The organism is Pseudomonas brassicae (assembly GCF_010671725.1).
Taxonomy (GTDB): Bacteria; Pseudomonadota; Gammaproteobacteria; order Pseudomonadales; family Pseudomonadaceae; genus Aquipseudomonas; species Aquipseudomonas brassicae.
Genome location: NZ_JAAHBU010000073.1, coordinates 1 through 11,518, shown reverse-complemented (window position 1 = coordinate 11,518; position 11,518 = coordinate 1). Strand labels below are relative to the sequence as shown.

Sequence of the window (11,518 nt, the reverse complement as noted above, 5' to 3'; positions counted from 1 at the left end):
TTCGCGCTGTCGCTGCTGATGTTCCTGGGTGTGGTCACCCGCAACCGCGCCCTGGCCCCCTGGTTTGCCCTGGCGCAGTTGCGCTGGTCGCCCCAGGCAGTCAGGGACGTGTGGCGCCTGGGTTTGCCGATTGCCGGCACCTATGCGTCCGAGGCGGGTTTCTTCAGCGTACTGACCCTGTTGATCGGCACCTTGGGCATGGAGGCACTGGCGGCCCAGACCGTGCTCAACCAGATCATCTACATCGTCTTCATGGTTTCTGCCGGCCTGTCGCATGCAGCGTCCATCCACGTCAGCGAGGCATGCGGCGTGGCGACTTCGCACGGGCCCGGCGCCTGGGCGTGATCAGCCTGGTGCTGGGTGCAGCGGCAATGCTGATGGTGGCCGTGCCGTACGTGGTGGTGCCTGAGTTGATCGTCGCACTGTTCATCTCGGCCGAGCACAGCCGTCACACCGCCACCCTTGCACTGGCTGCGTCAGGCCTGCTGATCGCCGCTCTGATGCAGCTGTTCGATGCCAGCCAGAACATCGGCAATGGTGTGTTGCGTGGCACCGGTGACACCGCCGGGCCGTTTCGCATTTCGCTGATCGGCTACTGGCTGGTGGGGCTGCCCTGCGCCTATGTGCTGGGCAGTGTCGGTGGCTACGGCGTGTATGGCGTGTGGGTCGGGCAGACCATCGGCCTGGCAGCCACAGCCTTGATGCTCATGCTGTCGTTCAACACCCGCCTGCACGGCCTTGCGGCCCAGGTCGGTACGGTTCCCCCCGCGGTACAAGCGCGCTAGCGACTGGAGAGGCATATGCAAGGAAAGCACCTTGGCAACCGGCTTGATGCACTGCTGCGCCCGGAGGTACTCGGGTTGGCGCTGTATGATCCGGGCGCCGACCCCGACACGCTGCTGCGCCAGTACGGCTTGGGCAGCGTGATCAAGCTATCGAACAACGAAAACCCTTATGGCCTCTCGCCGCTAGCGGCGCAGGCAATGCAGCGGCGCATTGCCCTGGGGCTGGGGCGATACCCCGACCCGAGCGGCAAGGCGCTGTGCGCGATGCTCGCACGCAAGCACGACGTCGCCGCCGACCGGGTCATGCTTGGCAATGGTTCGGAGAACCTGCTGGAACTGCTGTGCCAGGCCTTGCTCGGCCCGGGTGACAGGGTGCTCACCCAGGCCCCCGGTTTCAGCCTGCACGAAATCTACCCGCGCATGATGGGCGCCCACGTGCACAAGGTGCCGTGCACCGACACCTTCGGCTTTGCTGCCGCGGCCTGGCGGCAGGCGCTTGCAGGCCCGCTGAAGCTGGTGTTCATCAGCAACCCGTGCAATCCGCTCGGTACTGCGTACAGCACCCGGGAACTGCAAACGATCATCGGCTGCACCCCGCCGGACTGCCTGTTGGTCATCGACGAAGCCTATTTCGAATATGCCATCGCCTGCCCGGGCTACCCCGATGCGCTCGCGCTGCTGCGTACCCACGCGCGGCCGTGGATGGTGCTCAGGACATTCTCCAAGGCCTATGGGCTGGCCAGCCTGCGGGTGGGCTATGGCATCGCCAGCGAGCCTGGCCTGATTGAGGCGCTGCACCGGGTGCGCACACCTTACAACGTCAATCTGCTCGCCCAGGAGGCCGCCTGTGCCGCGCTGGAAGATACCCCGCACCTGGAAAAAAGCGTCGCGCTGGTGACCCGCGAGCGGGCTCGGCTGACGCAGGCATTGCGTGACGCCGGCCTGCGTGTGGCGCCCTCGATGGCCAACTTCCTGTTCGTCGACACCGGCACCGATGCCCGCCAGGTGGTCCAGGCGCTGCACCGCCACGGCGTGATCGTCAAGGCCTGGGCCGAGCCCGGCTACCAGACATTCATCCGTGTATCGCTGGCGCTGCCCGCCGACAACGACGCGTTCCTGCGTGCACTGCTGCATGTAGTGGCACCGGCGTGACCCTGTTTACCCAACGCTCACTTTCGTCCCCTGGAGGCCGTAATGCATTCAGTCAACCATCAACCTGGTATCAACCTGCGGGTATCCGACCTGATCGGGGGCTCGCCCTTGCTCGAACTGCCGGTCGCCCCGGGCAGCGGCCGCGTGTTGCTCAAACTCGAACAATTCAACCCCACCGGCACCGCCAAGATCAGGATGGCGCGCCAGATGGTCGATGAGGCCGAGGCCCAGGGCAAGCTCAAACCCGGCGGCTGGATCGTCGAGTCCACCTCGGGCAATACCGGGCTGGGCTTGGCACTGATCGCTGCCGAGCGGGGTTACCGCTTCACCGCCGTGGTCGACCACCACTCCAGCGCTGACAAGCTGCGCGGCATGCAGGCCTATGGCGCGCAACTGGTCAGGGTGGGCAGCGCCGAGGGCGGCCTGGCCACCGCCGACCGTGACCAGACCGCTGCGCACATCGCCGCGCAACACGGTGCCTACTGGACGCAACAGCACAACAATCCCGGCAACTCGAATGGCTACCAGGGCCTGGCCGATGAGCTGCTGCGCACGCTGGGCAGCGACCTGCATACGCTGTTCGGTGCGGTCGGCACCGGCGGATCGCTGTGTGGCACGGCCAGAGCGCTCAAGGGGCACCTGCCGGACCTGCGCATCGTCGGCGTGGAACCGGCCGGGTCGGTCATCTTTGGTGGCGCGGGGCAGCCCTACCACCAGTCGGGCACCGGCACCCCGGCGGGGGCCGAGATTGGCGCATTGATCGACTACCCACTGATCGATGAAGGCCTCAAGGTCACCGACGCCGAGGCGTTCGAGACGGCGCGGTACCTGGCGCGCAGCCATGCGTTGATGGTCGGCGGCTCGGCCGGCGGCGTGATCTACAAGGCCTTGCAGCATGCCCGCAAGGCCCCCGGCGACAGCGTCACGGTGGTGCTGGTGTGCGACGGCGGCGAGAAATACCTCGACACCGTGTTCAACGACCACTGGTTCAGCGCACAGGGTTTGCACAGCCCATCGGTGGTCGACGAGCTGCACGCGCTACTGCCGCCACGGGCGCCGCAGGCACGCCAGTGGTCCGATCACCACGACTGCGGGCAGCAATGATGCTAATGTGCCACCACTGCGCTTTCGTTGCTCCGTCATCAAAACGCTGTACTACGCTACACAGCCGTTCGCGCTGTCGTTGAACCACGGATGAGGTTCAGTGGCTGCGCGAACTACTGCATCACTGAACCTCATGGATGAAACGATGAACGCTCACATGCTTTTTCCGCAAATCGGCAAAGTCATCGCCAGCACGGGCAGCCGGCATTTCCCCCGGATGCTGCATGACCTGATCCAGACGCAACTGATGGTCGATGCCACGCACATCCGCCACCTGCGTGTCGAACCCCACAGCGTCTCGGCCAATGACGCTACATTGCTCAGCGAAACGGTCTTCTCCGAACCCGAGCTGCCGTGCGCCGGGCTTGATAGCCCTGCCCGGCTCAACCTGTCACGGCGCAAGGAAGGCAACCGCTACGAGATCATCCTCTACCGCAGCCACCCGCCGCAGGGCTTTTCGGCCCTTGAGCACAGCCTGGTCGCAGAGATCTCGCCGCTGTTGCTGCCGATGCTCGAAAAACATGCCAGTGCCCTCTACCCCGGCGCCGTCTCGTGCGCCCAGCCCGACGTCGCTACGCCAGTAGCGTACAACAGCCTGGAACGGCGCTTTGCCGAACGTCTGCGCCTGAGCGGGCTGGCGCTGTCGACCCGCGAGCGGCAGGTGTGCGTCGGCCTGCTGGCCGGGCACACCGCGCCGGAACTGGCGGCGCACCTGCAACTGAAGGCCAGCACCGTGGACAGCTACCTCAAACGCGCCGCGATCAAGCTGGGCATCAGCGGCCGGCATGCCCTGCCGCGCTGGATGTACGCCCCCCAGGTGCAGCCCGACGGGCGCTGAGGCTCAATCGCGGGCCAGCGCCTCGATCGGGTCCAGACGTGCCGCATTGCGCGCCGGCACAAAGCCGAACAGGATGCCGATCAGGGTCGAGCACACGAATGCCATGACGATCGAGCCCCCCGAAAACACCATCTCCCACTCCTTGACGAACACCGAGAACAGGTAGCCGATACCGTAGGACAGCGAGATACCGATCACCCCGCCGATCAGGCAGACCATCACCGCTTCCACCAGGAACTGCTGGCGGATGTCCGACTGGCGGGCCCCCACGGCCATGCGGATGCCGATCTCGCGGGTGCGCTCGGTGACCGACACCAGCATGATGTTCATCACCCCGATACCGCCCACCACCAGCGAGATCACCGCAATCAACGACAGCAGCAGGGTCAGCGAGCGGCTGGTCTTCTGTACCGTCTGCATGATGCTGTCCAGGTTGTTGGTGAAGAAGTCCTTGCTGCCATGGCGTTGCAGCAGCAGCTTGTTGACCTCCTCCTCGACCCGCTGGCTGGGCATGCCATCCTTGATCCGCACGCTGATGCTGTCCAGGTGACGCTGGCCCAGCAGGCGCCCTGCCACGGTCTCGTACGGTACCCAGACGTTCAGCGTGTTGTTGGCCACGAACAGGTTCTTGTTGTCGGTGGTCACGCCGATCACCGTGCACGGCAGGTTGTCGATCAGGATCACCTGGCCCAGCGGGTCGATGTTTGCCCCGAACAGGCGCTGGCTGGTGTTGTGGTCGATCACCACCACCTGGGCCTGGCGTCGGGCGTCGTTCGCGCTGAAGCGGATGCCCTTGGCAATACGGATGTCGCGCACCTGGAAGTAGCGTTCGCTGACCCCGTTGACCTGGGCATCCACGTCTATATTGCGAAAGCGCAGCAGCATGTTGCGGCCCAGCACCGGCGTGGCGCTGTCGACGTAGTACAGCTGGTTCAGGGCCTGCACGTCGGCGGGCACCAGGGTTTCGATGGACTTGGCCCGGCTGTCGCCAAAGCTGCTGCCGGCGTACACCGCTATGGTATTGCTGCCGATCGCCTGGATGTCCTTGAGCACATAGCGCTTGGCGCCTTCACCGATACCCGAGATCGACACCACCGAGGTGATGCCGATGATGATCCCGAGCATGGTCAGCAAGGTGCGCATGCGGTGCGAAATCAGCGCCACCCAGGCCATGGAGAAGGCTTCGCGAAACAGCCCCAGGCTGGCCACCAGGCGCCTTGCACCCGCCGGCCGGGTCGGCTGCTCGCGCGTCGCCGGTGGCGTGGGGCGTGCTGGCGCGTTGCGCGTATCGCTGATGATGCGGCCGTCGCTGACCTCGATGATACGCTCGGCGTGGGCCGCCACCTTGGGGTCATGGGTCACCAGGATCACCGTGTGCCCGGCGCCGTGCAGCTCCATCAGGATGCGCATCACCTCCTTGCCGCTGACGGTGTCCAGCGCGCCCGTCGGTTCGTCGGCCAGGATCACTTCACCCCCGTTCATCAACGCCCGGGCAATACTGACCCGCTGCTGCTGGCCACCGGACAACTGGCTGGGCCGATGACCGAGGTGCCCCGACAGCCCAGCCGCGTCAGCAGTTGCGCCGCCCGCTCGTGGCGCTGGCCCTGGGGCGTACCGGCATAGATCGCCGGCATTTCCACGTTGTGCAGCGCATTCAGGTGGGCCAGCAGGTGATAGCGCTGGAAGATGAAACCGAAGTGATCGCGGCGCAACGCCGCCAGGGCATCGTCGTCGAGTTCACGGGTTTCCTGGCCGCTGACCTGATAGCTGCCGCTGCTGGCGTAGTCCAGGCAGCCCAGAATGTTCATCAGCGTCGACTTGCCCGAGCCCGAGGCGCCGATGATGGCCACCAGTTCGCCGGCCTGGATCTCCAGGTCGATGGCCTTCAGGGCCAGGAACTCGCGATCGCCGGCCATGAAACTGCGGCTGATGCCTTGCAGGCGCAACAGCGGTTGCGAGGTTGGCGCACAGGGCTGCGCGACCAGCGCCAGGTCTGCCTTGACGTTCATGTTCATGCTCACGTCCCCGCCACGGCCGACACCGGCTCGCCGATCACCACGCGGTCGCCCTCAGCCAGCCCCTGCCTGATCTCCACCTGCACATTGTTGTTGATGCCCGCCTGCACGGTACGCGCCTGCGCGTGGCCACGGGCGTCCAGCACCCGCACCTCGAAACCGCCCTGGTCGTTGCGCGGCCCCAGCGCGGCCACCGGCACGGTCAGCACGCCGGCCGCCGTCTCCAGCACGATACGCACCTGGGCGGTCATGGCGATGCGCAGGCGGTGGTCGGTGTTGGGCACCTCGAACAGGGCGTTGTAGAACACCGCGCTGTTCTGCCGGGAGCCCCGGGGCCTTCGCTTTCCAGGTAGTTCTGCGGCGCCGGCTCGGTGCTGCGCAGGGTGCCGAAGTAACGCTTGTCCTCGCCCAGGATGGTGAAGTACACCGGCTGGCCCGGGCGGATATGGATCACATCGGCCTCCGACACCTGGGCCTTGATGGTCATGGTGTCGAGGTTGGCCAGCTTGAGGATCACCGGCGCCAGTTGCTGCGCGATCACGGTCTGGCCCTGCTGGGTGACGATGCCCACCACGTTGCCGTCGATGGGCGCCATGATCCGCGTGTAGCCCAGGTTGACCCGCGCCGTGTCGATCTGCACCTGGGCGCTCTTGATCTGCGCGTCCAGCGACAGCAGGTTGGCCTGCTGCACTTCGTACTCCGATTCGGCGTTCTCGAAATCCTGCCGCGAGATCGACGCGTCGCTCTGCAGCTCGCGGTAGCGCTCGAAGATGCGTCGGGTCTGCTTGACCTTGGCCAGGGTCGAGCGCCGCTCGGCGCGCAGTTTCTCTTCATCCACCTCGGCCTGGCGCAGGGTGTTCTGCAGCACCACCGGGTCGATCTCGGCCAGCCACTGGCCCTTGCTCACCTTGTCGCCCAGCTTCACCTTCAACGACTTGAGCTGCCCCGACACCTGAGCCCCCACGTCCACCTGGCGAATGCCTTCGAGCAGCCCGGTGGCGAGTACCGCGTTTTCAATGTCGCTGCGCTGCACCGTGGCGGTGAGGTACTGCGGCGGCTCCGCCGGCGCCTGCACGGCGTACAGGCCTACACCCGCGATCAGGGCTACGGCCAGCCCCCAGCCCAGTTTGCGAAATCTTGTCTTGTCCATAAGTGTCCATTGCTGCAAAAAAAGGCGTGCCCTTGCCCGGCACGCGAAGAAGTGCATACGCCTCAAGGGCGCGACCGGCATGGCCGCGCCCCGCCTGTCAGGCCAGGTCCTGCGGCACGCCAACAGCCTGCTGGTCGAACCACCAGGCCGCCAGGCTGTACACCTCAGGCGCCTTGAGGATGCTGAAGTGATCCCCAGGCCCGTGCCACGCCACCAGTTGCGGCAGCACCTGCTGCCAGCCGGCCAGTGCAGCCGCCTGCTCGCGCGCATTGCCGGGCGCATCCAGGCCAGGATCGGCCACCAGCACCAGGCTCACCGCACCGCTGTAGCCCGGCTGCGGCCGGTAGACCGTGCGCAGCGCCCTGGCAAAGCAGCCCACCATGCCCTGCAGCGCCTGCACCGACGCGCGCGGCGGCAGCAGCCCGGCCCCCACCATCGCGTCCTGCAACAGGTGCAACTGGCGGGCATCGTCGGCCTCGGCGAACGCCTGTGCCTGCAGCGCCAACGGCTTGCCGCTGGAGCGTTGCAACGCGGCCACCAGCATCTCCAGGGCGGCTGTCGTGGTGTAGGGCTGGCCACAGGTGCCCTGCCCGTCCGGTGCTTCGCTGTCGATCAGGGTCAGCGACGTCACCGTGCGGCCACGGGCCTGCAGCTTCACTGCCATGGCGTGCGCCACCCAGCCACCGAACGAATGCCCCACCAGGTTCAACGGCCCCTGCGGGTACAACGCCTCGATGGCCTGCACATGGCATTCGGCCGCCGCCTCCACTCTGCTGTGCGGTACCCCGGCGCCGTCCAGGCCGCGTGGCTGCAAGCCATACACCGGCCAGTGCGGCCCCAGTGCCTCGACCAGGCCGAGGAAGCTGGTGACACTGTCGCCGGCACCCGGCACGCAAAACAGCGGCACCCGCCCAGCCTGCCCGCTCTGTATCGCCAGTAGCGTCGCCGGTGCAGCCGCTTGCCGGGCAGCCGACGGCACGGTGGCCAGGGCCTTGCCGATGGCCTGCCCGAGTGCCTCCACATGCGGCGCCTGCATCATGCTGTGGTGGTCGCCTGGCACCGTGATGCAGTGCACCACCTGGGTCGGCAGCCACTCGCCCCAGCCCAGGCTCGGGCTGCGCGGTACCTGCTGCGTACTGCGCTGCTCGGCGCGAAACAGGTGCAGGTCGATGCCCAGCGGTTCAACCCGGTAATGCGCCAGCGCATGACCATGGGCCAGCTCGCGCGTCAGGTAATGCCGCAGTGGCGCGTCATGGGCCTGCGCCAGTTCCGTCGGCAGCAACTGCTGCGCACGACAGCGTTCGAGCAGCACGCTGAAGTCCAGCCCCTGCTGCTGCAACGCCTGCACCTGCGCCAGCGCATCCACCCCGACGTCACCCTGGGCCCGCCAATGCGCACTGCAGTGCTCCAGCAACTGGCGCTCCAGCAGTGCCGGCCCCTGCCAGTACGCCTTGCCGCGGTCGGTCAGGCGCGGCACGTAGCTGTCGATCAGGCCGAGGAACGCCACTGTCTCGTCCATGCCCAGCAACTGCGCCGCCACCTCGTAGGCCAGCACCCCGCCGAATGACCAGCCGGCCAGCCGGTACGGCCCGTGTGGCTGGACCGTTCGCATCCGCTCGATCAACCGCGCCGCCAGGCACTCCAGGGTCTGCAGCGGCGCCTCGTCGGGCCCCGTGCCTGGCAGCCCATAGATCGGGAAGTCGCCCGGCACCTGGCGTCCCAGCACCGGAAAGTAACCGTCCAGGCCGGTGAAGTCATGCACCAGGAACAGCGGCGGCTGGCTGCCGCCCTCGCGCACGACCACCACCTGCGGCTGCTCGCCCGGCGCGGCGGCACGCTGTTCGAGCACCTGCGCCAACGCCTCCAGGGTGACGTGCTGGAACAGGTCGGCCAGGGTCAGCGCCAAGCCGGCCTGCTGCAACTGGCTGACCAGTTGGATCGCCAGCAGCGAATGCCCGCCCAGCGCGAAGAAGCTGTCGTGACGCCCCACCCGCTCGACGCCCAGCAACGCGGCCCACAGGCCAGCCAGGCGGTGCTCCAGTGCCGTGGCCGGGGCCTGGAACGGTGTTACCAGCAGTGCCTCCAGGCCCGGCGCCGGCAGTGCCTGGCGGTCGACCTTGCCATTGGCCGTCAGCGGCAGTGCCGCCAGGCTCACATAGGCCGCCGGTACCATGTAGTCCGGCAGGCTCGCCTGCAGATGGGCATGCAACCCGGCCGGCTCCACGGCAACCCCTTGCGTGGTGAAGTACGCCACCAGGCGTGAACCGCCCTGCTCCAGCGGCTGGGCCATGACCACCGCTTCGGCGATGCCCGGGCACTGCGCCAGGTGCTGCTCCACTTCCCCCAGCTCGATACGCACCCCGCGAATCTTGACCTGGTCGTCGTTGCGCCCCAGGTACTCCAGGGTGCCGTCGTCGAGCCAGCGCACCAGGTCGCCGGTGCGGTACATACGTGCCCCGGGCTGCGCGCTGAAAGGATCGTCGAGGAAGCGTTCGGCGCTCATCTGCGGCCGGTTCAGGTAGCCCCGTGCAACCCCGGCGCCGCCCACGTACAGCTCGCCGGGTACGCCCAGCGGCACCAGTTGCCGATGGGCGTCCAGCACATACAGGCGTGCGTTGCTCACCGGCTTGCCGATGTGCAGTACCCCGCCCACCGCCAGGGTGCCGGAGCTGGCCACCACCGTCGCCTCGGTGGGGCCGTAGTTGTTGACCACGGCAAAGCCCGGGTCGTGGTTGAACTGGCGCAGGCGGTCGCCCCCGATCAGCAAAGTGCGCAAGGTCGGGTGCTGCACGCCACGGCTGAACGCATACTCGGCCACCGGTGTGGGCAGGAAGGCCACGTGCAGCGGTTGCGCCTGCCACCAGTCGAGCAGCGCATCGAGCTGCTCGTTGACGATATCGGCCGGCGGCAGGTGCAGCACCGCACCGGCACACAGCGCCGGCCACACCTCCCAGGCCATCGCATCGAAGCCGAAACCCGCGACGCTGGCGGTAGGGCTGCCGGCCTGCAGCGCGAACGCCCGGCAATGCCAGTCCACCAGGTTGTTCAGGCTGTGGTGCTCCACGATCACGCCCTTGGGTTGCCCGGTGGAGCCCGAGGTGTAGATCACGTACGCCAGATTGGTCGGGCTCAGGCCCGGCACTTGCGGGTTGTCGTGCCGTTGCGGCCAACCCGGCCGGTCCAGCGCCACCACCGGCACGTGCATCGGCGGCAAACGGCCCGTCAACGCCTGCTGGGCCAGCACCACCACCGGCGCGCTGTCTTCGAGCAGGTAACGCACGCGGTCATCCGGGTGCGCCGGGTCGACCGGCACGTAGCCGGCACCGGCCTTGAGCACCGCCACCAGGGCGACCAGTGTCTGCAGCCCTCGACAGGCCAGTACCGCGACCCGGTCGTCCGGGCGCACGCCCAGCTCGATCAGGTGATGAGCCAGCGCATTGGCCTGGCGGTTGAGCGCGGCATAGCTCAGTTGCTGCGCACCGACCTGCGCGGCGATGCCAGCCGGACGCTGCTCGGCCTGACACTCGATGCGCTGGTGCACCGTCTGGCCGCTTGCAGGCGGTACCTGCACGGCATTGAAGCCCTCGACCAGCAAGCTGCGCTCGTCACTCGGCAGGCTGCTCAGTTGCACCATCGGTGTGTGCGGTGCCTGCTCCAGCGCGGTGACCAGTCGCTGTAGCGCACATGCCAGGTAACTGCACATGCGTTCGGCATCGAGGCCCGGCGCGGTGTGGGCGGTCAGGCTGAAGCCCTCGCCCAGGTCATCCACGCTCAGGGTCAGCGGATAGGTACTGCGCTCTTCGGCACGCAGCAGCTCGATGCCCTGCCACGCCGTCTCGGCCTGCGGCGCGTGCTGCGCCGCCGCACTGTGACGGTAGTTGAACAGCGTGCTGAACAGCGGCGCGCCCATCGGCAACGCGCTGCAGCGCTGGGCCAGGGCCAGCGGCGCATGCTCATGCCCGAGCAGCCCGGTGAGGCGCTGGTGGGTGTCGCGCAATGCCGCACGCACCGACTGCTCGCCCACGTCCACCCGCAGTGGCAAGGTGTTGATGAACACCCCCAGGGCACGCTCCACCCCTTCACCGCCCTGCAGGCGGCCAAGCAGCACGGTGCCGAACACCACCTGCTCACGGCCCGACAGTTGCCCCAGCACACGGGCCCAGGCCAGGTGCATCAGGCTGGCAGCCGTCACACCGGCCTGCCGCGCCTGTTGGCGCACACGCTGGCACAGGTCTGCGTCCAGGGTCTGGCGTGCCAGCCCCGGCGCACCCTCGGTCACCGGACGTTGCTGGCCATACGGCAAGGTCGGCTCGTCGATATCCCCCAGTTGCTGCGCAAAGTACGCCTCGTGGCTGGCCTGCCCCGGCCCTTGCTGGCTCTGGGCAATGTAGTTGCGATAAGGCACTGCCACCGGCAACTGCGCCCCCTGGCCCAGCAGCACGGCCTGCAGCTCATGGCCCAGCAGGTCCAGCGC

General features: G+C 67.4%; 6 protein-coding genes and 2 pseudogenes. 5 read left to right on the top strand and 3 right to left on the bottom strand.

Annotated elements, in window-relative coordinates:
- The 5 genes from G3436_RS27365 to G3436_RS06380 form a co-directional block, all read left to right on the top strand.
- Nucleotides 1-345: MATE family efflux transporter (locus G3436_RS27365; protein ID WP_243667036.1), on the top strand; the 345-nt coding region annotated here is incomplete at its 5' end.
- On the top strand, nucleotides 303-785 hold the full coding sequence (locus tag G3436_RS27360) for an MATE family efflux transporter (protein ID WP_243667035.1): 483 nt from the start codon (nucleotides 303-305) through the stop codon (nucleotides 783-785). The genes G3436_RS27365 and G3436_RS27360, both read left to right, overlap by 43 nt.
- A 15-nt stretch (nucleotides 786-800) precedes the next feature.
- The gene (gene hisC / locus G3436_RS06390) at nucleotides 801-1,937 is read left to right on the top strand and encodes a histidinol-phosphate transaminase (RefSeq protein ID WP_163942597.1); all 1,137 of its coding nucleotides are present in this window, start codon (nucleotides 801-803) and stop codon (nucleotides 1,935-1,937) included.
- Nucleotides 1,938-1,979: 42 nt separating this feature from the next.
- Nucleotides 1,980-3,041, top strand: coding sequence for a PLP-dependent cysteine synthase family protein (locus G3436_RS06385; protein ID WP_163942594.1), 1,062 nt, complete (start codon nucleotides 1,980-1,982; stop codon nucleotides 3,039-3,041).
- Between the two features lie 145 nt (nucleotides 3,042-3,186).
- Nucleotides 3,187-3,879, top strand: coding sequence for a helix-turn-helix transcriptional regulator (locus G3436_RS06380; RefSeq protein ID WP_163942591.1), 693 nt, complete (start codon nucleotides 3,187-3,189; stop codon nucleotides 3,877-3,879).
- A 3-nt stretch (nucleotides 3,880-3,882) separates the two neighbouring features.
- On the opposite strand, the pseudogene G3436_RS06375 reads toward G3436_RS06380, so the two are convergent.
- From G3436_RS06375 to G3436_RS06365, 3 genes and pseudogenes are all read right to left on the bottom strand, one after another.
- Nucleotides 3,883-5,888 (bottom strand): annotated as a pseudogene (locus tag G3436_RS06375) (MacB family efflux pump subunit).
- A gap of 8 nt (nucleotides 5,889-5,896) precedes the next feature.
- A pseudogene (gene macA, locus G3436_RS06370) lies at nucleotides 5,897-7,044 on the bottom strand (macrolide transporter subunit MacA).
- Nucleotides 7,045-7,141: 97 nt separating this feature from the next.
- A partial coding sequence (locus G3436_RS06365) for a non-ribosomal peptide synthetase (protein WP_163942588.1) occupies nucleotides 7,142-11,518 on the bottom strand: 4,377 nt, incomplete at its 5' end.

What these genes read in the sequence shown, in the direction of transcription:
- G3436_RS27360 (WP_243667035.1), top strand. Translation starts at nt 303, where the DNA reads ATGCGGCGTGGCGACTTCGCACGGGCCCGGCGCCTGGGCGTGATCAGC.
- hisC (WP_163942597.1), top strand. Translation starts at nt 801, where the DNA reads ATGCAAGGAAAGCACCTTGGCAACCGGCTTGATGCACTGCTGCGCCCG.
- G3436_RS06385 (WP_163942594.1), top strand. Translation starts at nt 1,980, where the DNA reads ATGCATTCAGTCAACCATCAACCTGGTATCAACCTGCGGGTATCCGAC.
- G3436_RS06380 (WP_163942591.1), top strand. Translation starts at nt 3,187, where the DNA reads ATGAACGCTCACATGCTTTTTCCGCAAATCGGCAAAGTCATCGCCAGC.